Raw genomic sequence first — 22590 nt, forward strand, 5'->3', positions numbered from 1 at the left:
CACTGATTAGTCGCATTTCACACCAACGGCTTGACCTGGGCGCCAGACCCCCCTACCGTCACTGTCTGTAATCACTACCGGGTGGGGTTGCACCCCGTGACCATCCGCTGGACCGCCCAGGCGGCCCGCCGAGTACGAGCGGAACGTCTCCCCCACCACACCAGCCACCGTCACGGCCGGGAGCGACAAGAAGATGCCATCCGAATACGCGAAGTCCCTCGGCGCGCGACTGCGTGCCATCCGCACCCAGCAGGGCCTGTCCCTGCACGGCGTCGAGGAGAAGTCCCACGGGCGCTGGAAGGCCGTCGTGGTGGGTTCCTACGAGCGCGGCGACCGTGCCGTCACCGTGCAGAAGCTGGCGGAACTCGCCGACTTCTACGGTGTGCCGATGTCGGAGCTGCTTCCGGGCGGCGCCGCACCCACCCCGCTGGGCCCCACGCCCAAGCTGGTGATCGACCTGGAGCGCATGCAGCAGCTGCCGCAGGAGAAGGCCGGCCCGCTCTCGCGCTACGTCGCCACCATCCAGAGCCAGCGCGGCGACTACAACGGCCGTGTGCTCAGCATCCGCCAGGAGGACCTGCGTTCACTCGCGGTCATCTACGACAAGTCACCCTCGGACCTGACCGAGGAACTCATCAACTGGGGTGTTCTGGACCCCGAGGCACGTCGGGCGGTCGACGCTTTCTAGGTACCTCGACGCCTCACGCGAGAGCCGGCCCCTCCCCCCGAGGTCGCCGGCTCTCGTCGCACGGACCCCGCCCACCGTGCGGTGGTCGGGGTCCGTGCGGGGGCGGGGCGGCGCGGTCCGTGCGGGGGCGGGGCGGCGCGCGAGCGGTCCGCGAAACGAAAGGCGGCGCGGCCGGACGTGGGGCTTCCCCTCCCCAGACCGACCGCGCCGCTGTCCACCAGGGTACCCGGCGGACGGCCGTTCGAACACGGGTTCGATGACTTCAGCGGAGTCCAGCGAGGGACCCGGGCATTCACTCCCGGGAAGAATCGCTTAAGACAGGGATGATCCGCACCGGAACAGGGTTCCGCACTGCCCGTCTCACGGGTGGGCGTGCCCCTGGTCTTCGTCGACCCCGCCTACACGTCGCAGACGTGCGCCGAGTGCGACCACATCGACCAGCGCAACCGTGTGGACCAGGGACTTTTCCTCTGCCGGGGGCGCGGGGTCGTTGCCCACGCCGACCGGAACGCTTCCCACAACCTCGCCGCCCGCGGCGAGAGCGTGTGGAACGCGGGGCGCGAGTCACGCGCCATCGCAGCCCCGGGAGTGCGTCAAGGACTTCACGGCAACCCGTGGAGAAGATGGTGCGGGTGTGGGCCGAACAGGACCTAAGGTTGGCCCGTGGACGCCGAGACCGAACTTCGTGAACTGGCGCCGGACCCGTTCACGCACGCGGTTCCAGCCCTCATCCGGATCTACGAGGCCGCCATGGCACCCCCCGCCGAGCAGCTTCCCGGCCGAGCAGCGGTGATGAACGCCCACGCCGAACACCCGGGTTTCCGCTCGGTGGTGGCCATGCGTGGCGAGGAGGCCGTCGGGTTCGCCTACGCCTTCCGCGGGCGGCCCGGGCAATGGTGGCACGACGTCGTCGAGGCAGGGCTGCGCACCCACTGGAACGACCGGCAGGTGCGGCGGTATCTGGCCTCGGTCATGGAGATCGCCGAGGTGCACGTCCATCCCGACGCACAGAACCGGGGCATCGGACGGCGCATGCTGTACACCCTGTGCGAGGGGCGGCCGGAGCGGACCGCTCTGCTGTCCACCCGGACGGGCCCGACCCCGGCCCGCCACCTCTACGGTTCCTGCGGCTTCACCGCGCTGCTGGAGGCCTTCGCCTTCCCCGGCAGCCCGGATCAGCCCTTCGACATTCTTGCGGCACGGCTCCCTCTCAGGGAACCCGGGTCCCAGCGATCTCCCGGTAGATCTCCCTGGTGGCCGTGGACTGGTTCGAAGTGATGAAGTGGATTCCGGGGGCGCCCTCGGCGAGCAGCCGCTCGCACATACGCTGGGCGTGCTCGATCCCGAACTCGCGCACCGCCTGCTCGTCGTCGCCGAAGCTCTCGAACTTCTCGGCGAGGTCGCGCGGGAACGGGGCGCCCGAGAGCTTCTCGGAACGCGGGATGAAGGACGTGCGCACCACCGGGAACACCTCGGGGATGATGGGGATGTCGCAGCCCCTGGCTGCCACGCGGTCACGCATCCGCAAGTAGTCCTCCGGGTCGAAGAACATCTGGGTGATGGCGTAGTCGGCTCCGGCGCGGCACTTGCGGACGAAGTGGTCGGTGTCGGTCTCCACGTCGGGCGAGCGCGGGTGCTTGTAGGGGAAGGCGGCCACCCCGACGCAGAAGTCGCCGCTCTCCTTGATCAACCGGACCAGTTCCTCGGAATAGGTCAGCCCCTCGGGGTGGGAGACCCACTCACCGTCGGGGTCGCCGGGCGGGTCCCCGCGGACGGCGAGCAGATTGGAGACCCCCGCGGCGGAGAAGCGCCCGATGAGGTGGCGCAGCTCCGCGACGGAGTGGTCCACCAGGGTCATGTGCGCCACCGGGAGCAAGGTCGTGTCGGTGGCGATGTGTTCGGTGGTCTCTACAGTCCTTCCCCGCGTACTTCCGCCGGCCCCGTAGGTGACCGAGACGAACGAAGGATTGAGCGCCTCCAGTTCGCGGATGGCCCGCCAAAGGCGTTCCTGCGCCTTGGGCGTACGCGGCGGGAAGAACTCGAAGGAGAACATCGGCTCCCCGGAGTCGAGCATGTCGCTGATGTGCCGAGGGCTGGTGGCACGGGGTGCCACGGAACGTGTAGGTGCGGCCTGCATGTGCTCCAGCCTAGAACAAGCCCCTCCATCGACCGGGGGCCAGGGGTCGCCTCACGGCCCGGGCCCCCGGGATGCCGGTCTTCCCACAACCCCTCCGTGGCAGGACGAGGCGGGCGTGAGCAGCCGATAATGTGCGAGGTATGGCCCTTTCCTCGTCTTCTTCCGACTCACCCGTCTCGGCCGTCCGCCCGGCCGTGGACCGCGTCCTCGCAGACTTCGGCGCCCGCAACCGGGAGCGCCTGTTGGAGATCGGAGCCGAGCTCGCTCCGGCCGTCGACGCTTTGGAGACCATGCTCACCGGCGGCAAGCGGCTGCGCCCGACCTTCACCTACTGGGGCTGGCGCGGCGCGGGCGGAAGCGCCGAGGACGAGCGCATCGTGCAAGCGGCCGCGTCTCTGGAGTATCTGCAGGCCTGTGCCCTGGTGCACGACGACGTCATCGACAACAGCGACACCCGGCGCGGGCGGCCGGCCACCCACAAGCGGATGGCGAAGCTGCACGCCGAGCACGGATGGAGCGGGGACAGCGAGGACTTCGGCCAGGGCGCCGCGATCCTCATCGGTGACCTGTGCCTGGTGTGGTCCGACGAGATGTACCAGGCCAGCGGGTTCTCCCCCGAGACGCTGCTGGCCGGCCGGGTGCCCTTCGACGCGATGCGCACCGAGGTGATGGCCGGGCAGTACCTCGACACCCTGGAGCAGGTGCGGGGCACCTCCACGCGTGAGGCCGCGCTGCGGGTCATGCACTACAAGTCCGCCAAGTACACGGTGGAGCGGCCCCTGCACCTGGGTGCGGCGCTGGCCGGGCGCCTGGAGGACCTGGGTCCGGTCTACACCGACTACGGCGTGACCCTGGGGATCGCCTTCCAGCTGCGCGACGACGTGCTCGGCGTGTTCGGGGACCCGTCCACGACCGGTAAGCCCGCCGGGGACGACCTGCGTGAGGGCAAGCGCACCATGGTCGTGGCCGAGACGCTGGAGCGGGCCGCCACTGCCGACGCCGAGCGGTTCCGTTCGCTGCTGGGCAGCGCGGACCTGGACACGGAGTCGGTGGAATGGATGTGCGGGCTCATCGAGGACTCCGGCGCTCTGGCCGCGTGCGAGCAGATGGTGTCCGAGTACGCCGACCACGCCGTCGCGGCCCTGGACCATCCCGGCGTCGACGCGCAGGCCCGCGGTCCGCTGCGCGAGCTGGTCGCGATCGCCACTTCGCGCACGCACTGAACACCGTCCCCCTGGTTCCCTTTCTCGCAGGTGACAGGGCCTGTGGTTGGTGTGGGGCCTGTGGTTGGTGTGGGTGGTGTTCGTCGGAGCGTCGAGCCTAGCCCGGCCGGGGCTTCCCGCAACCCGCTTCGGCGCCACCCCCACGCCCTCGGGACCTGCCCAAAGGTGCGGCGTTGTGCGGGGTCGGTGTGGGGCGCCNCCGGCCCCCTCATCCGCCGAAGAAGTGGGGGTGCCAAAGACAAACCCCCTCGGGTGGCGGCATTGCGACCACCGCTTGCGGCGTGGGCACGGCCGCTCGCTCCTGCGGAGGCAACGGCCAACTACTGGCCCCGCCTGCTCCCGGTGACGGCATTGAGGCCGGGGGCGGCGGGCGTGTGCGACCTCTGGAAAGGCTTCGGGTTCCGCCCGAGCATTGACAGTGCTCCTGATAGCACTACAGGCCGGTGCTGGTGCTCGTAAGAGCACTGCCAACGGGCTTCGGTGGATCGCTCCCCCAACCGGGGCCATTTTCGGCGCCGAGAATGGCCGCGAAGCGGGGGCTCGTCCGTCTACACCGCCGAAATACGCCCGCCCGAGCACCCCCGACCGAGACAGCGCCCCGACCGAGGCCACCAAGCAAGACCCGACAGAGCCGGCTCCGCACGGAACCGGAACCGGCCGGGGCCGGTGGCCGCCCGCACGCCCGACAGAGCGGGCTCAATGCCGCCACCCCCGGCCTCAATGCGCCGCCGGGAGTGCCGGGGCCGGCCGTTGCCTTACGCAGGAGGGCTTCCGCAGGAGTGAGCCACCGTGCACACGCCTCGACCGTTGGTCGCAATGTGGCCACCACAGGGGGTTGGGGGGGTTGGTCGAGGTGGGTCGGGTGAGCCCGGCCTCAAGGGTCGCAGCGCACACCCCGAGGCGCTGGGAACAACCCGGCAGAACGCCGCCACCATCCCCGCAAGGAAAGGTGTGTGGGGGTGGCGCCGAAGCGGGTTGCGCAAAGACCCGGCCGGGCTAAAATCCCGACCCCGACGAACCACCACCCCCGGCACCACAAGAAACCCCACGATCCCCCGCCCCGCTGCCACCTCAGGCACCAAGCATGCGTCGGGCCGCCCTCACCCTCCCGACGTCGGGCCTACCGCATCCTGCGGATCTGGTTCGCGGTGCCCCCGGGGCCGGGCGCGTGAAAAGGGGGCGTGCCGCTGAGCGCGGTGTGCCCTCATGTGTCCGAGGATGGGTCCATGGGCGACGATCACATGACAAACCGCACCATTGGTGTGACCGGAGCGACGGGCGCGCTGGGCGGACGTGTGGCCGCTCGCATCGCGCGGCTGGGACTACCGCAGAGGTTCATCGTGCGCGACCTCAACCGTGCCCCGGAGTATCCGAGCAGCAGCGCGGCGATGGCCACGTACGAGGACACCAGTGCCTTCGAGCGTGCCTGCCGGGGTGTGGACACCCTGTTCCTGGTATCGGCCACCGAGTCCGAGGACCGTGTGCTGACGCACCTGAACGCCGTGGACGCGGCGGTCGAGGCCGGGGTCTCCCACCTCGTGTACCTGTCGTTCCTGGGGGCCGGGCCCGCCTCGACCTTCACCTTCGCACGCACACACTTCTTCACCGAGGCGCACATCCGGTCGACGGGGGTGCGGTACACCTTCCTCAGACCCAGCTTGTACCTGGACCTGTTGCCGCAGTGGGTGGACGACGACGGTGTGGTGCGCGGCCCCGCCGGTGACGGACGCATCGCGTGGGTCTCGCGCGACGACGTGGCCGACGTGGCGACCGAGGTGCTCACCGAGGCCGACACGTCCGCCCGCACCGTGAACACGACCCTGGACGTGACCGGGCCCGAGGCTCTGGGGCTGGCCGCGACAGTGGACAAGCTGACCACCCTCACGTCCCGCTCGATCCGGTACGTGCCCCAGACCTGGGAAGAGGCCCTGGCCTCCCGACGGGCGACCGGTGTTCCCGAGTGGCAGGCGGCGGGGTGGGCCTCCTCCTACGCCGCGATCGCCACCGGGGAGATGGACGTGGTCGCCTCGACCGTCCCGAAGCTGACCGGCCACCCGGCGCAGTCGATCGAGGGGTTCCTGCGCCGTCACCCGAGTGCTCTGGCGCACGTGAGGGTCTGACTCCCGGTGACCGCAGCCCTGCGCGGCGGTGTCGGCGCGCACCTTCCGGTAGGGGAAGGGGCGGTGGGGTCATCCCGCGCGGACGGTGAGCCGGGAGCGCAGGTACTCCGCGGCGGCACGGGGGTCCTCGGCCTCGGTGATCGCGCGGACCACGACGACACGGCGTGCACCCGCGTCGAGGACCTCGTCGATGTTCTCCGCGTCGATACCGCCGATGGCGAACCAGGGGCGGTCGCTGCCGAGCGCGGCGGCCTCGCGCACGAGGTCGAGTCCGGCAGCCGGACGGCCCGGCTTGGTGGGGGTCGACCATGTGGGCCCGACGCAGAAGTAGTCGGTTCCGGGCTCCTCCGAGGAGCCCGTCGCCGCCCCGATGTCGTTGTTGGACCGCCCGACGACCGGGTCGGCGCCGACGATGTCGCGGGCCATGGGCACAGGCAGGTCGCGCTGTCCCAGATGGAGCACGTCCGCGCGCACGGCGCGGGCGATGTCGGCCCGATCGTTGACGGCGAGCAGGGCCCCGTGGCGTTCGCACGCATCGCGCATGACCCCGAGGGCGGCGAGCTCCTCCCGGGCCTCCAGACCCTTGTCGCGGAGCTGGACGATGTCGACGCCGCCGGCGAGTGCCGCCTCGGTGAACTCGGCCAGATCGCCGCTCTCGGTGCGGGCATCGGTGCACAGGTACAGAAGGGATGTGTCCAGGCGCTTGCGCAGGCTGGTTCCGTGGCTGGTCCTCACCCGCACCACCCTAGAGCGTGGGCGCCCCGAACCGAAGAACGCCCACGGGCCACGTCAGAACGCCATGCTCTGGGCGCGGCGGCGCACCTCGGTGCCGCGTTTCTCGCGCATGGCCTGGATGGGTGTGCCCGGCAGGCTCTCGTCCGGGGTGAAGAGCCAGCGCAGGGCTTCCTCATGGGAGAAACCGGCGTCGCTGAGCAGCGTCAGTGTTCCGGACAGGCCCTTGACGAGGTCGTCGCCGTCCAGGAAGGCCGCGGGGATCGAGAGCTCGCCGCCGCGGGTCACGCCCATCATGCGGTTCTCCCGGATGAGCTGCTTGATGCGGTTGGGGCTGACCCCGAGGGGCTCCGCGGCCTCCTTGAGCGTGAGCCAGTCGCCGATCAGGGTGTCGATGTCGTTGTGTGTCACAGCCCCAATCTGCCACATGCGCACAGCGCACGGTGACACGCGCGCTCGATCCGCAGCACGGGTGCGCGATCGTCCCGGCCCCGTGCGGCGACTCCGGTATTTGATGCGGGTTCTAGAATGGGACGTGACCGCGGGAGCCGGGTGGTCCCGGCTGAGAGGGCGGAGTGAACGCCGCCGACCGCACGAACCTGATCCGGATCATGCCGGCGAAGGGAGTGGAAGGCAGCGCCATGCGCACCAGTCATCCCACCAACGACCGCAGGGACAGCCGCGTGGTCGTGGTCGGCGGCGGCCTGGCCGGGCGGGTCACCGCCTGGCGCGCCGCCCAACAGGGGCTCGACGTCACCGTGGTGGAGCCCTCCGACGCCCGCTCGGCCTCCAGGGTCGCCGCGGGCATGCTCACACCCGCCACCGAGGCGGTCTTCGGCGAAGAACCCCTCATGGAGTTCGGGGTGTACTCGGCGAGCCTGTACGCGGACTTCGTCGCCGAGCTGGAGGCCGCGAGCGGCGTCCCGGTCGGCCACCGCAGCACGGGCACGCTCATGGTGGCGTTCGACCGCGACGACCTCGCGGTCCTGACCGATCTGCACGAACTCCAGCAGCGCCTCGGGATCCCCACCGAGCGCCTGACCGGGCGCGAGTGCCGCGGGCTCGAACCGATGCTGGCCCCGTCGGTACGCGGCGGGGTCCTCGCCTCCGCGGACCACTCGGTGGACCCGCGCCGCCTTCTGGACGCCTTGGCCGCCGCCGGCGCGCACGCGGGCGTGCACGAGGTCACCGACCGGGCCGTGGAGGTCACCGGCAGCCTCCGGGTGCACCTGGCCGGGGGTGAGACCCTCGGTGCCGACCAGGTGGTCCTGGCCGCCGGGTGCTGGGGCAACGGCATCACCCTGCCGGAACCGGTCGTGCCCACCCTGCGCCCCGTCAAGGGCCAGCTCCTGCGCACCCGCCTCCCGGGGGGCTCCGAGCCGCTGGTGCACCGCACCGTGCGCGGCCTCGTCAAGGGTTCGCCGGTCTACCTGGTCCCGCGCGAGGACGGGGAGATCGTCGTGGGCGCCACTCAGGAGGAACGGGGCCACGACGAATCCCTGACCGTGGGCGGGCTCTGGCAGGTCCTGCGCGACGCCCGCGAGCTCGTACCGGGCGTGACCGAACTCGAGGTCACCGAGGCCTGCGTGGGGCTGCGTCCCGGCTCACCCGACAACGAACCCCTGCTCGGCCCCACCCGGGTCCCCGGGCTCCATCTGGCCGCCGGGCACTTCCGCCACGGCGTCCTGCTCACCCCGGCCACGGGCGAAGCCATGGCACAAGCCCTCACCGAAGGCTCCCTGCCTTCCCCCGCACGCCGGTTCTCTGCTGACCGGGAGGACACATGAGGCTCACCGTCAACAACGAAGATCGCACCTACGGGCCCGACATCACCGTCGAAGCCATCGTCCGCGAGTTCACCGCCTCCGACGGGGGCGAGATCCCCGGGGGCATCGCCGTGGCCGTCAACGACGAGGTGCTACGCCGCCCGGCCTGGGCCGCGACCCGGCTCGGCACGGGCGACCGCGTGGACGTCCTGACCGCAGTACAGGGGGGCTGACCATGTTCGATCCGCACGTGGACGACCCGTTCACCATCGCCGGGACCGCCTTCTCCTCCCGGCTCATCACCGGGACGGGAGGGGCGCCCTCCATCGACGTGTTGGAGGAGGCTTTGGTCACTTCCGGCACGGAGCTGACCACCGTCGCGCTGCGCCACGTCTCTCCCACGCAGGAAGGTTCCGTGTGGGACGTGTTGCGGCGCAACAAGATCCGTCCACTGCCCAACACCGCCGGCTGTTTCACCGCCGCCGACGCGGTGCGCACCGCCAGGCTGGGGCGCGAGGCGCTGGAGACCGACTGGGTGAAGTTGGAGGTGATCGCCGACGAGCGCACCCTCCTGCCCGACCCGGTTGAGCTGCTGGAGGCGGCCGAGACCCTCGTCGACGAGGGTTTCACCGTCCTGCCCTACACCAACGACGACCCGGTCCTGGCCCGGCGCCTGGAGCAGGTCGGCTGCGCGGCCGTGATGCCCCTGGCCGCGCCGATCGGCTCGGGCCTGGGCATCCGCAACCCGCACAACCTGGAGCTCATCGTCGAGCAGACGGAGGTCCCGGTCATCGTGGACGCCGGCATCGGCACGGCCAGCGACGCGGCCCTGGCGATGGAACTGGGCTGCGACGCGGTCCTGCTGGCCACCGCCGTCACCCGCGCGCAGGAACCGGGGCTCATGGCCGCGGCCATGCGTGACGCGGTACGGGCCGGCCGGGCCGCACGCCTGGCCGGGCGTATCCCGGTACGCCGATACGCACAGGCCTCCTCTCCCATGCCCTAGGAGCGCCGTACGAGCGACGGCACGGGGTCGCCCGTCCCCCCGGCGGGTGAGGGGTCCGGGCGGCCCGATATGTCACGTGAGCGCTCTGACACCACGTGTTCCTTCGCGTCGCCTACCGTGGTGGGGTGCACCTCGACGCACAACCGAACGAGCTTCCGCCCCCGTGCCCTCTGCGCGGAGGGGGAGGACCGCCGACCGCGGGGCGGGCGTGTGCGCCAGATTCCGCTATCGTGTCGGTTCGACACACGGTGTCGGGTGAGCGCCGTTGCCCAGAGCGCACCTTCGGGTCGCCCCGGCCACCCCGGTCTGCCCGGGCCGCATCGCCCACGCCGACCGTGACTGCCCGCGCTCCCCGCAGCAAGGACATGACTCCGCCGTGGACATGACGACTTCCGACCCACTCGTAGGCGCGACACTCGACCGGCGCTACTTCGTCGAGTCCCGTATCGCCGGGGGTGGGATGGCGACCGTCTACGTCGCCCACGACCTCCGTCTGGACCGGCGGCAGGCGTTGAAGGTGATGCACCCCTCCCTCGCCCAGGACCCCGCCTTCGTCCAACGTTTCATCAACGAGGCGCACTCGGTCGCCAAACTCTCGCATCCGAACGTGGTGCAGGTCTTCGACCAGGGCGAGGACACCGGGCACGTGTTCCTGGCGATGGAGTACGTACCGGGACGGACCCTGCGCGACCTGCTCAAGGCCAAGGGGCGCCTGGCCCCGCGGGCCGCGCTCAACATCATGGCGTCGGTGCTGGCCGCGTTGGGAGCCGCCCACCAGGCCGGTATGGTGCACCGCGACGTCAAGCCCGAGAACGTGCTCCTCACCGAGGACGGCCGGGTCAAGGTCGCGGACTTCGGTCTGGCGCGCGCGGTGGAGCAGTCCAACCAGGGCCTGACACGCACGGGCACCCTCATGGGCACGGCCGCGTACCTGGCCCCGGAACAGATCGAGAAGGGTCTGGCCGACGCGCGCAGCGACGTGTACGCGGCCGGGATCATGCTGTACGAGCTGCTCACCGGGAGCCAGCCGCACACCGGCGAGACGCCCATCGCGATCGCCTACCAACACGTGAACGAGGACGTACCGCGGCCCTCGCACTTCGTCCCGGACATGCCGCCCGAGGCCGACGCACTGGTGACCAAGGCCACCGAGCGCGAACCCCGGTTCCGGCCCAGCAATGCCGGTCAGTACCTTGCGAAGGTGCTGGAAGCGCTCAAGCGACTGCCCGAGGACCCGCGGCATGCGGGACCGTTGCCGCCGGTGGCCTCGCAGAAGGGGTCGGCGCCGACGGTGACCGCGCCACAGCTCATCGCGGGCGGTTCGGGGCCGGGTACCGAGAACGCGACGATGGTCGTTGACATGGACTCGGCCGGGAGCGACGACGGGCCCGGGCACGACGACGGCGGCGAGGGGGCCTCGTGGCTGAGCCGCAACCGTGTGCTCGCGTTCGGCGGGGCCGTAGTGGCACTGGTGGTCCTCGTGGCCGGCTGGTGGTTCCTGATCGGGCGTTTCGAGACCGTACCGGACGTGGCCGGGGCCGACACCGACACCGCCCGGTCCGAGATCCAGGCCACCGGGCTCGATTTCGACCTGGCCGGGGAAGAGGTCTACAGCGAGGACGCCGAACCGGGCACCGTCGCCGAGACCGAACCGCAGATCGGTGACCGCCTGTCCGAGGGCGATCAGGTCACGGTGTTCCTGTCCAAGGGGCCGCAGACCTTCGACATGCCGGACCTGACCGGCACGGACGTCGCCGACGCCACCAAGGAGCTGGAGGACCACGGGTTCGCCTCCGACGACATCGTCCAGGAGGAGGTCGACGCCGACGACGCCCCGCCCGGCGAGGTGCTCTCCACCGACCCGGAGGCGGGCGGTACGGCGGACCGCGAGGAGGCCGTCACGCTCACCATCAGCCGCGGCATCGACGTCCCGGCGGTGGCCGGACGCGGGGTCGACGAGGCCGTCTCCACCCTCGAGGAGCTCGATCTGGAGGTCGAACTCGAGGAGGAAGAGAGCGAGGACGTCCCCGAGGACACCGTGATCAGCCAGAACCCCGACACGGGTACCAGCCTGGGCCCGGGCGGCACGGTCACGCTCACCGTCTCGACCGGACCTCCGGAGGTCGACGTGCCCGATGTGGTCGGCATGGACCTCGAGGATGCCGTGGAAGAGCTGGAGGATGCCGACTTCGAAGTCGAGGTGGATCGCATCCTGCGCGGTGACACCATCGCCCGCCAGTCAGTGACCGACAGCGCTCCCGAAGGCACCACGATCGAGCTCATCGCGACCCCGGGCGGCATCGACCTCGGGGATCTCGGCGACCACGGAAACGGCAACGGGAATGGCAACGGCAACGGCAACGGCAACGGCAACGGCAACGGCAACGGCAACAACGATGATGATGACTGAAGACCGCTGATCTGCGCCGGCCGCGGTGGGCCGATAGGGTGCCGGCCATGGACAGTGCGCTCGAGCGGATCAGGATCCTGGTCGTCGACGATCATCCGATGTGGTGCGAGGCCGTCGCCCGCGACCTCGACGAGGCCGGCACGACCGTGGTGGGCACCGCCGGGAGCGGCGCCAAGGCCATGCGCATCGCCCCCGCCGCGCGCCCGACCCTGGCCGTGGTCGACCTCCACCTGCCCGACATGGGCGGGGTGGAGCTCATCGCCGGCCTGACCGGACTCCCCGAGCCCCCGCACGTCCTGGTGCTCTCGGCCAGCGGCTCCGGGGAGGACGTGCTGGCGGCCGTCAAGGCGGGCGCGACCGGGTACCTGGTCAAGTCCGCCGACCGCGAGCAGCTCTTGGACGCCGTGCGGCGCGTGAACGCGGGCGAAGCGGTCTACACCCCTGGCCTGGCCGGGCTGGTCCTGGGTGAGTACCGGCGCCTGTCCTCCCACGCCGAACCGGAGGAGGGGGCCGGGACGGCACCGAGCCTGACCCCGCGGGAGACCGAGGTGCTGCGCCTGGTCGCCAAGGGGTTGGCCTACAAGCAGATCGCGGAACGCCTGTCCATCTCGCACCGGACGGTCCAGAACCATGTCCAGAACACCCTGACCAAACTGCACCTGCACAACCGGGCACAACTGGTGCGCTACGCCATAGACCAGGGCATCGACGGCGGCGGGGGATGAGGCAGCGGGTGTGCCCGTCCCGAGTCGTGTGGATCCGCCGCTTACGCAGGGCCCCACGGGGTTGGCCTGTGCTCCCCGCTCGCACTATGGTCTAGACCATATGGCGTCCTACGCCGTGAAAACCCACAACGTGGAGGAGAGTCGCATGCGAGTCGGGGTGCTGACCGGTGGCGGGGACTGCCCAGGTCTGAACGCGGTCATCCGTGCCGTGGTCCGCAGGGGGATCAAAGACTACGGATACGAGTTCATCGGCTTCCGGGACGGCTGGCGCGGCCCCCTCGAGGGTGCCACCAAGCCGCTGGACATCTCGGCCGTGCGTGGCATCCTCCCGCGTGGGGGCACGATCCTGGGATCCTCGCGAACCAACCTCATGAAGATCGAGGGCGGGGTCGAGCGCGTCAAGGACAACATGGCCGGCCTGGGCGTGGACGCGCTCGTCGCGATCGGCGGCGAGGACACCCTCGGTGTGGCCCGCCAGCTCCACGACAGCGGCGTCAACGTCATCGGTGTCCCCAAGACGATCGACAACGACCTCAACGCGACCGACTACACGTTCGGCTTCGACACCGCGGTCAACATCGCCACCGAGGCGATCGACCGCCTGCACACCACTGCCGAGTCGCACCACCGCGCGCTCGTCGTGGAGGTCATGGGCCGCCACGCGGGCTGGATCGCTCTGCACTCGGGGATGGCCGCCGGGGCCAACGTCATCCTCATCCCGGAGCGTCCCTTCGACATCGACCAGGTCGTCAAGTACGTCGAGAGCCGCTTCGAGACCCAGTACGCACCGATCATCGTCGTTGCCGAGGGCGCCCACCCCCAGGAGGGGCAGATGGAGCTGGCGACCGGGGAGAAGGACGCCTTCGGCCACGTGCGCCTGGGCGGCATCGGCCAGGCCCTCGCCGAGGAGATCGAGCAGCGCACCGGCAAGGAGTCCCGTTCGGTGGTCCTGGGCCATGTGCAGCGCGGCGGCACCCCCAGCGCCTTCGACCGCGTCCTCGCCACCCGCCTGGGCGTCAACGCCATCGAGGCGGTGCACGAGAAGTCCTTCGGGAACATGGTGGCCCTGCAGGGCACCGACATCGTCCGGGTGGACCTGTCCGAGGCGACCGACACCCTCAAGACCGTTCCGCCCGAGCGCTACGAAGAGGCCGAGGTCTTCTTCGGCTGACCGCGCCTCGCCGAGAGCGTTCCCCTGATCGTGGGCCCCTCCCGTCTTCCGGGAGGGGCCCACGTGTTCCGTCGTGGTTCTCACAGGCGTTCACCGGACCGGGCGGGAATGTACCGAGCGCTCCGGGAATTGTTCGATACTGGTAGGCGGCGGCGAGGCGCCCGGTCCCGCCACCACTCCCTCTTCCGCCCCGAACCGGGCCGTGAAGGCATCGTTATTTCCGGAGGTAGCACCATGTCAGCGTCGCTGGAGTCCGCGCCGCTCCCCGTGACCGAGGTCGGAGCCGACGACGGGCTCGGCGAGCTCTGCGTGCTCATGAAGCTCGGCGAGATCGTTCTCAAGGGCTCGAACCGCAAGCTCTTCGAGCGCCGGCTGCACAACAACATCCGTAACTCCGTACGCGACTTCGGCCACATCCGCCTGTCCCAGCGGGGCGCGGGTGTGATCATCGTGCGCAAGCCCGGCGCCTCGGACCTCGAGGTCGCCGAGATCGCCGACCGCATGGCCAACGTCATGGGCGTGGTGTGGGTGCACCTGGTGCGCCGCGTGCGCAAGGACCTCGACGCCATCACCGACATCGGCGTGCGTTCCATGGCCGACCGCGAGGGCACCTTCGCGGTGCGTGCACGCCGCCGGGACAAGCGCTTCGAGATGACCTCCTCGGAGCTGGCCGGGTATCTGGGATCGAAGATCATCGAGACCCACGGCTACCAGGTGAACCTCAAGCGCCCGGACAACACCCTGCACGTGGAAGTGGACAAGGACGAGGCGTTCGTGTTCACCGAGGGCACTCCCGGCCAGGGCGGGCTGCCCGCGGGGATGAGCGGCCGCGGCCTGGTACTGATGTCGGGCGGCATCGACTCACCGGTGGCCGCGCACCGGATGATCCGGCGCGGCCTCAAGGTCGACTTCCTGCATTTCTCCGGGATGCCCTTCACCGGACCGGAATCCATCTACAAGGCCTACAGCCTGGTGCGCGAGATCGACCGTTACCAGGTGGGCTCGCGTCTGTTCGTGATCCCCTTCGGCAAGGCCCAGCAGCAGCTGAAGAGCTCCGGTAACGAACGCCTGCAGATCGTGGCCCAGCGACGCCTGATGCTCAAGACCGCCGAGGCGCTGGCCGACGACCTCAAGGCGGAGTGCCTGGTCACCGGGGACGCGCTCGGCCAGGTCTCCAGTCAGACGATGGCCAACATCACCGCTCTGGACGACGCGGTGGACCTACCGATCCTGCGCCCGCTCATCGGCATGGACAAGACCGAGATCATGAGTGAGGCGCGCCGTATCGGTACCTTGGCGATCTCGGAGCTTCCGGACGAGGACTGCTGCACCATGCTGACCCCGCGTCAGGTGGAGACGGCCGCCAAGATCCCGGACCTACGCGTGATCGAGCGCCGTCTGGACGCCGAGGAGCTGGCCGAACACCTGGTCTCCAGCGCCCAGCGGCACAAGCCGAGCTTCCTCGGCGACGAGTCCCCCTCCCAGGTCGACCGTGCCCCGGTGGCCGCCGTGCAGGTCTGAACCCGTGCGGGGCGGCGGTGCACCGCCCCGCCGATGTCCCGTTCGCGACAGCTTCGACACCGTCCTGGGACAGATCCAGCCGTTCACGTCGTGAGCCGCGTGGCCACCCGCCCGTGACGGGGGAGAATCCGCAGCAACCTGCCGGCGGTGCCGTCCGCTACAGCTCAGTCGGTCGCCACGCCGGGGATCTCACCGAACGGGCCGGCGTTGATGGTGACGGTGCCCGCGTCGGCTGCCGCGTGGGCCTGGAAGGCCTCGCCGGCGTCGGCCCGGGTCTGGCTCGCCTCACCGGTGAGTTCGGACTCGAACGGGACATCGGCGTCCAGGGCAAGGGGCTCCTCCTCGCCCAGGTTGGCCAGCGACAGATGCGGAGCGGTGGAGTCCGGTCCCCACTCCACCGCGTCGATCTCCAGTTCGTAGTGCAGGCTGTCCCCCTGGTTGTCGGGGGTGAGGCCTTCACGGACGTTGCCCCTCCGCCCATGCTGTTCGCATATGCCTTCCATACTTCGACGCGGGGATGGGATCCTACGGCACGCGAGTGCAAGGGTCGGCCTTCCGGCACACCAGACGAGAATGCCGCGAGGTCGCCGCGGAAGAACCCGGAACGAAATACACCGAGAACGAGACCGGACCGCCCCACCACCGAATGCGCAGATATCGAGCATGGTTTCGGCGCGCATTTCTGTAGCGGGGCACCGCCGGCCCGGTCGGAGGCGCGTATCGCGCTGTCCCGTCTCTTCGACCGGTGGCCGGGGTCGAGGGCGGCCGGGGACGTGCCACGCGCACCCACGCTCCTGGTCGACTCGCGCATCCGCCCCGACGTGCGACTGACGTGCTCCGCCCCGCTCCGGCTACTCCAGTGCGGGTGGAGCACCCCTGACGGCGGCCCCGGATCCGGCCCTCAGGGCCGGGGCCGCCGCCGTTCGCCCTACAGGCCGGCCGGCTGCCGCTCCGGGGCAGGGGTCAGGGTACGGCCGCTGAGCGCGGCGAGGGTGCCCGCCAGGTCCCGCAGCTCGGCCAGGTCCCCCTCCAACAGCGCCTGGGGGCCGTCGCACAGGGCGCTCTCGGGGTGCGGGTGCACGTCCACGATGACCCCGTCGGCCCCGATGGCCACGGCCGCGCGCGAGAGCGGCAGGACCAGGTCGCGCTTGCCCCCCGAGTGGGAGGGGTCGACGATGACCGGCAGGTGCGAGAGCTTCTGCGCGACCGGCACGGCACTGATGTCGAGGGTGTTGCGGGTGGCCTTCTCGAAGGTGCGGATGCCGCGCTCGCACAGCACGATGTCGAGGTTGCCGCGCTGGGCGACGTACTCGGCGGCCATCAACCACTCCTCGATGGTGGCGTTCATGCCGCGCTTGAGCAGGACCGGCTTGCCCGCGTCACCCGCCGCCTGCAGCAGAGCGAAGTTCTGCATGTTGCGGGTGCCGATCTGGAGCATGTCGGCGTGGGAGGCGACCAGGTCGACGTCGGCGGCGTCCACGACCTCGGTGACGATGGGCAGCCCGGTCTCCTCGCGCACGTCGGAGAGGATCTTCAGACCTTCCTCCCCCAGGCCCTGGAAGGCGTAGGGGGAGGTACGGGGCTTGTAGGCACCGCCACGGAGCAGGGACGCCCCCGCGGCCCGGGCCATACGCGCGGCCTCCAGGGTCTGTTCGGGGGTCTCCACGGCGCAGGGTCCGGCGATGACCGACATGTTGTCGCCACCGATCGGGACGCCTCGCACGCTGACCACGGAACGACTGTCGTGGTTCTCCCTGCTCACGAGCTTGTAGGGAGCGGAGATGCGCAGCACCTCGGCCACCCCGGGCTTGGCGGCCAGCCCCAGGTCCTGGAACCGGTCGACCTCCCCGACCAGACCGATGATGGTGCGGCTGACCCCGCGCGTCACGTAGGCCTCACCTCCGACGGAGGAGACCAGTTCGACGAGCGCGTCGATGTTGTCGGGTGTGGCGTCCGGTGCCATGACGATGACCATGTGGGTTGTCCCTGTGTGTCGAGTGCGGTCGAGCCGCGGGGACCGTCGCCCGGAACGCAGAGAGCCCCGGGCCTGTCCGGCCCGGGGCTCCTGGAGAAGTCGTCTGTGTCAGCGCAGCGCTTTACAGGCGACCGTCCGGGGTACGGGCCGGTAGCCATAAAAGCGCCAAAAGTTCCGCTGCATGGCTGTGACTATAACGCACGCTCCACCGCCCCGCACAAGGACGGGGGGAGTGACCTAGCTCTCCCCCGCCACTGGGAGAATGGAAGGAACCTGGCATCCACACGCGAACGGGGGGACCGATTGTCCGCTGGAACGGAGCCAGACAGGCAGGGTGAGGACCGGTCGACCGGCTTCCCACCCGGACAAGCGGTCCGGTACCAGCACAAGGCCCTGCACTACGGGCCGGTGCCGGCCTTCCGTCCCGAGCGCTGGGACCTGCGCGTGGTGGGGGCCACCGAGACCCTGGGCGCCTACCGCTGGACCCACGAGGAGTTCCAGGAACTGCCCCGCACGGAATCGGTCAGCGATTTCCACTGCGTGATGCGCTTCAGCGTCCCCCAGGTGCGCTGGTCCGGGGTGAGCGCGCTGGATCTGGTCGCGTTGGCACCGCCCTCGCCCGAGGCCACCCACGTGATGGTGTGGGGCGAGTACGGATACAGCGCCAACCTGCGCATGTCGGACTTCCTGTCCCCGTCGGTACTGCTGGCCACCCACCGCGACGACCGGCCCCTCACCCCCGAGCACGGCCATCCGCTGCGGATGGTGGTGCCCGACCTGTACGGGTGGAAAAGCGTCAAGTGGTTGCGGATGGTGGAGTACATGACCGCCGACCGCCGGGGCTTCTGGGAGGAACGCGGGTACCACAACCGGGCCGACCCCTGGCTGGAGCAGCGTTTCTCCGCCCAGGAGGAGCACGGCGACGGTCCCGCGCTCTGAGCCGGCCGCGCTCCGGCCCGCCTTCGCCCGAACAGGTCAGGAGCGGGGGAGATGGATCTCGACCTCGGTCCCCTCGCCGGGTCCGGTGAGGACCTCGACGCTCCCGCCCAGGTCGTGTACCCGGCCGAGGACCGACCGCGCGAAACCCAGACGGCCCTCACTGCGCGCGCTCTCCAGCCGTCCCTCCGCGATACCGGGGCCCTCGTCGCGCACACTGACGGTCACACCGGCGTCCTCGTCCTCCACCAGGACCCAGGCGCGGGTGCCCTCGGGGCAGTGCGCGGCCACGTTGTCCAGCGCCGCGTGCACGGCAGCAGCGAGTTCGCGGGCGGCACGCTCGGACAGTTCGACGGGTTCGGCCGGACCGGACACCGAGACCAGGGAAGATTCCTGGGCACGCAGGAGCTCGCGCAGGTCCCCGGTTCCGGGGACGTCCTGGACCGGGGCCTCGATACCGCTGATCAGAGCGCGCAGGCGCACCTCCTGCTCGCCGGCCATCCGCCCGAGTTCGGCCGCCTCTCCCCCGGCCTCCTCCCCACGGCGGTGCACGAGGGTGAGCACTTGGAGCACCGAGTCGTGCACCGAGCGGGCGATCTGCTCGCGCTCGCGCATACGCGCCTCCAGTTCCACGGCGCGGGCGAAACGTTCCTCGGCCCGGTGGGCGACGCGGGCCATGTATCCCACAGCGGTACCGGCCAGCAGGAGCAGCACCACCCCGCGCAGGGTGGCACCGGTGACGGCCGCGCCCATGAGATCGCGCAGCACCAGGTCGCCGAGGCCGTACAGGAGCGCGACCAGGACCGTCGCACGCACGCCCGCGATCGCACCGGTGGCCAGGACCGCACCGGCGAACCAGTAAGCGCTCAGAGGCGCGGCCTGGGTCAGGTAATGGGGCCCGGCGGCCAGACCTGTCGCGAACAGGCACCCGAAGGCCACCAGGAGGTCGACGGTGAGCATGCGCCGGTCGCGCAGGTGCGGGCGGGCATAGAGGCGGGTGCTCACGACAGTCCACGAGGCCATCACCGCCAGCACGCTCCACGCCGGCCAGGGACGGATCAGGTGCTCATGGTGATGGATGATGAGGAACAGGGCGTGGGCCAGCGCGGCGGCGCGGTAGAGGGCGAACGTGCGCCAGAGGGGGACGTCGAAGCCCAGGCTCAGACCACCGCCCCGTTGTCCGGTCCGTTGTCACCGGGCGGACGGCTGTCGGTCATGCGCAGGATCAGCACGACGAAGCTGGTCAGGAACGCCACGACCGCGACGAGCATGATCCATTCCGGCAGCGAGATCCCCAGGAAGGCCGACCCGAAGAGCACCACGGGCGCGGCCAACAGCCCGAACCACGCGGCGATCCCGACCTTGTCCCCCCGCAACAGGGGCGGCGGGGGCGGCGGCTCGTAGTGGCCCTCGAGCTCCGCCTCGGCACGGCGCGCGGCGGCCCCTTCGTCCTCCTCGCGTGCGTCGTCGTCACGGTCCTCGCGGCGGCGGGCACGGGATGCGAGCAGGTCGCCGACCCGTTCGGAGACGGAATCGTCCTCACGGTCCGCGGTGCCGAGGTTCTCGGCGTCGGGCCAGGAGGCGCTGTCCCGGTCGGGTTCGGCGGCGGTGTCGTAGAAGCGGGCGACCAGGTCCTTCCAGACCTCCTCGTCGGAACCGGCCCCGTCGCGGGCCCCGTTCCCCTCCTCGAGCGGACCGTCCAGCAGGTCGCCGCCGACGGCGTTGTCGGCCCCGCCCGGAGCCCGGTCGCCGGCGGTGTCCTCCGGTTCGGGGAGGGGCTCGGTGCGCGGGGCGAGCAGGTCGGAGGCGTCCTCGTCGTACTCGCCCTCGTCCAGACCGGGCAGTTCGGCGCCCAGCACCTGCTCGGCGGCCGTGCGTTCGTCGGCGTCGACGTAGAGGTGGTCGGTGGGCGGGTCCTCCTCGGTCCCGCCGGCCGGTTCGAGGACGTCCTCGTCCAGCGGTACGGCATAGGCGGCGATGCCGCTGCGGCGCAGGACCTCGAGCATGTGGTCGGCGTGCGACGGGGAGAGCAGGATCAGCGGAACGTAGGCCTCGGCGAGCAGGCCGTTCTCCCGACGGTGTGTCATCGGTCGGCTCCTTCCCCGCTCCTCTTCTGCTCTCGCACGAACGCGAGGCTTCCGGCGAAGATCGTGGACGCGTCATGGTCGAGGGTCGCCACGTGGTAACTGTCCCGGAGCAGATGGATCGTCACTCTGGTGTTGACCGCTCTCCTGGCGAGGATACGCAGACTCCTCGGTCCCACCACGTGATCCTGGGTGCTGCGGTAGGCCAGGATCGGCGCTCGCAAACCGGACATCCCGTTCTGAACCGTGCGCCACAGTTTCGGGAGTGTCGCCGCGGCTGCGGTCGGTACCCGGTCATACCCCCCTTCCCCGGTATCGGCACGGGACACGTCGCTGCCGATACCGGGGGTGGAGGGCAGCAGGCGTGCGGCCAGCCGGGGGAAGGGTGCGATGAAGGGGAGCCGGGCGTCCTCCAGCGTCAAGGAGGGGTTGACCAGGACCACGGAGGTGACGAGGTCGGGGTGCTCCTGGGCCAGGCGCAGACTCAGTGCCCCACCCATGGACAACCCCATCACGTGGACCTCGTCGCAGCGCTCGGCCAGGTCGAACAGGGCACTCTCGGCCGCGGCGAACCAGTGGTCGCTGGTCGTGAGGTTCATGTGCTGCCAGACCGTGCCGTGGCCGGGCAGCAGCGGCACTTCCACGCTGAGCCCGGCCTCGACCAGGTACTCGGCCCAGGGGCGCATCGAGTGCGGTGTACCGGTGAACCCGTGGCACAGCAGCGCCCCGACCCGCGTGCCCCGATGGCTGAAGGGATCGGCCCCTGGGAGCAACGCGGTGTCCGGTGCGGTCGGATCGGTCGATGTCACGGAGGTGTCTCCTGGGGGATCGTTCGGCACTTCCGGGCGGCGCCGGCCGTGGGCCATGAGGCGTGTCCGGCTTGCGAGGCTAGCCGTTCGGGCGGACACACGCCACGTGTGAACAGTAACGCCGCGCCCGCGATCGGCCGTGGCCGCTACCGGACCGGCCCGCCCCGGGAACCCAGGGGCGGCGGACGGCCGGGTGCGGTGGACCAGTATCCTCGTGGGGGCCCGGACACGGCCCCCGATCAGGCACGCTTTGGCAGACGGCGTGGCCCGATGGGAAGATGGCCCACGTCGGACGACGAGCACCCGCCACCCCGGGCGGGGGTGTCCTGGCCGTAGTTGACCGAGCGGGAATTGGACAGCGGTGGACCCTGCCCAGAGCTCCCCGCGAACGCAGGGGTGATCCGAATGTTCTACTGGGTGGTCAAGGCGATCCTGGGGCCGGTGCTGGCCGTACTGTGGCAGCCGAGGGCCGAGGGTGTGGAGAACGTGCCCCGTCGCGGCCCGGCCATCATGGTCAGCAACCATCTGTCCTTCTCCGACCACTTCTTCGGCCCGTTGCCGCTGCCGCGCAAGATCACGTTCCTGGCCAAGGCGGAGTACTTCACCGGGACCGGGGTCAAGGGTCTGGCCAGCCGGGCCTTCTTCACCGGCGTGGGACAGATCCCGATCGACCGCTCCGGCGGCAAGGCCAGTGAGGCGGCGCTGCGCACCGGACTCCGGGTCCTCAGGCGCGGCGACCTGCTGGGCATCTACCCCGAGGGCACCCGCTCCCCCGACGGCAAGCTCTACCGCGGCCGTACCGGTGTGGCGCGCCTGGCCCTGGAATCGCGGGCCCCGGTGATCCCGATGGGGATGATCAACCTCGAGAAGATCATGCCCCCGGGCCGGACCGTCCCCAAGCTGGGTGTGCGCCCGCAGATGAAGTTCGGCGAGCCCCTCGACTTCTCCCGCTACTACGGCATGGAGGAGGACCAGCGGGTCCTTCGCGCGGTCACCGACGAGATCATGTACGCGCTCATGGAGCTCTCGGGCCAGGAGTACGTGGATCGCTACGCCCAAGCGGTGAAGCAGGAGCAGGAAGCCGAGGCCAAGGAGGCCAAGCGGGAGCAGCACGCCGACGACAAGGAACGCCGCAAGGCCGACCGCGCCCGCCGCAAGGACGAACGCCGCGCTCTCAAAGAGGAGCGCAAGGCGCTCAAGTCCTCCGAGCGCAAGCGGAAGAAGTAGGCCTCCGGTACAGGTCCGGCCCCCTTTTTTTCCGCCCGTACGGCCGCCGTTCCCCGCCCG

General features: G+C 70.5%; 21 protein-coding genes, 1 pseudogene and 1 riboswitch. Of the genes and pseudogenes, 14 read left to right on the forward strand and 8 right to left on the reverse strand.

Going from position 1 to position 22590, the window contains the following annotated elements; all coding sequences use genetic code 11:
* The first annotated feature begins 193 nt into the window (after window positions 1–193).
* The 3 genes and pseudogenes from bldD to D473_RS0114070 all read left to right on the forward strand — a co-directional run bounded on the left by bldD (window position 194) and on the right by D473_RS0114070 (window position 1966).
* A complete protein-coding gene (bldD, locus tag D473_RS0114065; RefSeq protein ID WP_017576791.1) occupies window positions 194–688 on the forward strand; it encodes a transcriptional regulator BldD in 495 nt (164 codons plus the stop codon).
* 363 nt (window positions 689–1051) lie between these two features.
* Window positions 1052–1342 (forward strand): annotated as a pseudogene (locus D473_RS26675) (zinc ribbon domain-containing protein); the annotation flags it as partial.
* Between the two features lie 9 nt (window positions 1343–1351).
* Window positions 1352–1966 (forward strand): GNAT family N-acetyltransferase, encoded by a 615-nt coding sequence (locus tag D473_RS0114070; RefSeq protein WP_017609703.1) that lies wholly within the window; start codon window positions 1352–1354, stop codon window positions 1964–1966.
* Here the strand turns inward: D473_RS0114070 and metF are convergent.
* Complete coding sequence (gene metF / locus D473_RS0114075) at window positions 1899–2741, reverse strand: methylenetetrahydrofolate reductase [NAD(P)H] (RefSeq protein WP_241474798.1); 843 nt, start codon at window positions 2739–2741, stop codon at window positions 1899–1901. The two genes, D473_RS0114070 and metF, sit on opposite strands and share 68 nt — an antisense overlap.
* Before the next feature lie 224 nt (window positions 2742–2965).
* Here metF and D473_RS0114080 point away from each other — a divergent pair, with 224 nt between their 5' ends.
* Window positions 2966–4048 carry a polyprenyl synthetase family protein gene (locus tag D473_RS0114080; protein ID WP_017609705.1) on the forward strand — a complete coding sequence of 361 codons (1083 nt, stop codon included), beginning with the start codon at window positions 2966–2968 and terminating at the stop codon, window positions 4046–4048.
* Between the two features lie 1226 nt (window positions 4049–5274).
* Complete coding sequence (locus D473_RS0114085) at window positions 5275–6168, forward strand: SDR family oxidoreductase (RefSeq protein ID WP_017609706.1); 894 nt, start codon at window positions 5275–5277, stop codon at window positions 6166–6168.
* Window positions 6169–6237: 69 nt separating this feature from the next.
* On the opposite strand, the gene thiE is transcribed toward D473_RS0114085, so the two are convergent.
* Complete coding sequence (gene thiE, locus D473_RS0114090; protein ID WP_026126943.1) at window positions 6238–6903, reverse strand: thiamine phosphate synthase; 666 nt, start codon at window positions 6901–6903, stop codon at window positions 6238–6240.
* 54 nt (window positions 6904–6957) lie between these two features.
* Window positions 6958–7311: an Rv2175c family DNA-binding protein gene (locus D473_RS0114095; RefSeq protein WP_017609708.1), complete on the reverse strand. Its 354-nt coding sequence runs from the start codon at window positions 7309–7311 to the stop codon at window positions 6958–6960.
* A 122-nt stretch (window positions 7312–7433) separates the two neighbouring features.
* Window positions 7434–7543: riboswitch (TPP riboswitch) on the forward strand.
* Here D473_RS0114095 and thiO point away from each other — a divergent pair.
* The 7 genes from thiO to thiI all read left to right on the forward strand — a co-directional run bounded on the left by thiO (window position 7512) and on the right by thiI (window position 15499).
* Complete coding sequence (gene thiO / locus D473_RS0114100) at window positions 7512–8687, forward strand: glycine oxidase ThiO (RefSeq protein WP_051043071.1); 1176 nt, start codon at window positions 7512–7514, stop codon at window positions 8685–8687. Its footprint overlaps the riboswitch before it by 32 nt.
* Window positions 8684–8899: a sulfur carrier protein ThiS gene (thiS, locus tag D473_RS0114105; RefSeq protein WP_017609710.1), complete on the forward strand. Its 216-nt coding sequence runs from the start codon at window positions 8684–8686 to the stop codon at window positions 8897–8899. The genes thiO and thiS overlap by 4 nt, the downstream gene beginning before the upstream one ends.
* A gap of 2 nt (window positions 8900–8901) precedes the next feature.
* Window positions 8902–9672 (forward strand): thiazole synthase, encoded by a 771-nt coding sequence (locus D473_RS0114110; protein ID WP_017609711.1) that lies wholly within the window; start codon window positions 8902–8904, stop codon window positions 9670–9672.
* A 376-nt stretch (window positions 9673–10048) separates the two neighbouring features.
* Entirely contained in the window at window positions 10049–12082 is a 2034-nt protein-coding gene (gene pknB, locus D473_RS0114115) for a Stk1 family PASTA domain-containing Ser/Thr kinase (protein WP_017609712.1), read from the forward strand.
* Between the two features lie 47 nt (window positions 12083–12129).
* A complete protein-coding gene (locus D473_RS0114120; RefSeq protein WP_017609713.1) occupies window positions 12130–12807 on the forward strand; it encodes a response regulator in 678 nt (225 codons plus the stop codon).
* Window positions 12808–12952: 145 nt separating this feature from the next.
* A complete protein-coding gene (locus tag D473_RS0114125) occupies window positions 12953–13978 on the forward strand; it encodes a 6-phosphofructokinase (RefSeq protein ID WP_017609714.1) in 1026 nt (341 codons plus the stop codon).
* Window positions 13979–14212: 234 nt separating this feature from the next.
* Window positions 14213–15499 (forward strand): tRNA uracil 4-sulfurtransferase ThiI, encoded by a 1287-nt coding sequence (gene thiI, locus D473_RS0114130; RefSeq protein WP_017609715.1) that lies wholly within the window; start codon window positions 14213–14215, stop codon window positions 15497–15499.
* 164 nt (window positions 15500–15663) lie between these two features.
* Here thiI and D473_RS0114135 read toward each other — a convergent pair whose 3' ends face one another.
* The gene (locus D473_RS0114135; protein WP_017609716.1) at window positions 15664–16002 is read right to left on the reverse strand and encodes a hypothetical protein; all 339 of its coding nucleotides are present in this window, start codon (window positions 16000–16002) and stop codon (window positions 15664–15666) included.
* 425 nt (window positions 16003–16427) lie between these two features.
* Window positions 16428–17474, reverse strand: a complete 1047-nt coding sequence (gene aroF, locus D473_RS0114140; protein ID WP_017609717.1) for a 3-deoxy-7-phosphoheptulonate synthase — start codon at window positions 17472–17474, stop codon at window positions 16428–16430.
* A 303-nt stretch (window positions 17475–17777) separates the two neighbouring features.
* Between aroF and D473_RS0114145 the strand changes: the two genes are divergently transcribed.
* Window positions 17778–18413, forward strand: a complete 636-nt coding sequence (locus tag D473_RS0114145; protein ID WP_017609718.1) for a molybdopterin-dependent oxidoreductase — start codon at window positions 17778–17780, stop codon at window positions 18411–18413.
* Window positions 18414–18449: 36 nt separating this feature from the next.
* Here D473_RS0114145 and macS read toward each other — a convergent pair whose 3' ends face one another.
* The 3 genes from macS to D473_RS0114160 are packed head-to-tail and all read right to left on the reverse strand — an operon-like array spanning window position 18450 to window position 21303.
* Window positions 18450–19574, reverse strand: a complete 1125-nt coding sequence (gene macS, locus D473_RS0114150; RefSeq protein ID WP_394296768.1) for a MacS family sensor histidine kinase — start codon at window positions 19572–19574, stop codon at window positions 18450–18452.
* Window positions 19571–20497 (reverse strand): hypothetical protein, encoded by a 927-nt coding sequence (locus tag D473_RS0114155; protein ID WP_017609720.1) that lies wholly within the window; start codon window positions 20495–20497, stop codon window positions 19571–19573. Before D473_RS0114155 ends, macS begins: the two co-directional genes overlap by 4 nt.
* Window positions 20494–21303, reverse strand: coding sequence for an alpha/beta hydrolase (locus D473_RS0114160; RefSeq protein ID WP_017609721.1), 810 nt, complete (start codon window positions 21301–21303; stop codon window positions 20494–20496). The genes D473_RS0114155 and D473_RS0114160 overlap by 4 nt, the downstream gene beginning before the upstream one ends.
* Before the next feature lie 405 nt (window positions 21304–21708).
* Between D473_RS0114160 and D473_RS0114165 the strand changes: the two genes are divergently transcribed.
* Complete coding sequence (locus D473_RS0114165) at window positions 21709–22530, forward strand: lysophospholipid acyltransferase family protein (RefSeq protein ID WP_017609722.1); 822 nt, start codon at window positions 21709–21711, stop codon at window positions 22528–22530.
* Window positions 22531–22590 lie beyond the last annotated feature (60 nt).

Source organism: Nocardiopsis xinjiangensis YIM 90004, assembly GCF_000341145.1.
Classification (GTDB): Bacteria; Actinomycetota; Actinomycetes; order Streptosporangiales; family Streptosporangiaceae; genus Nocardiopsis; species Nocardiopsis xinjiangensis.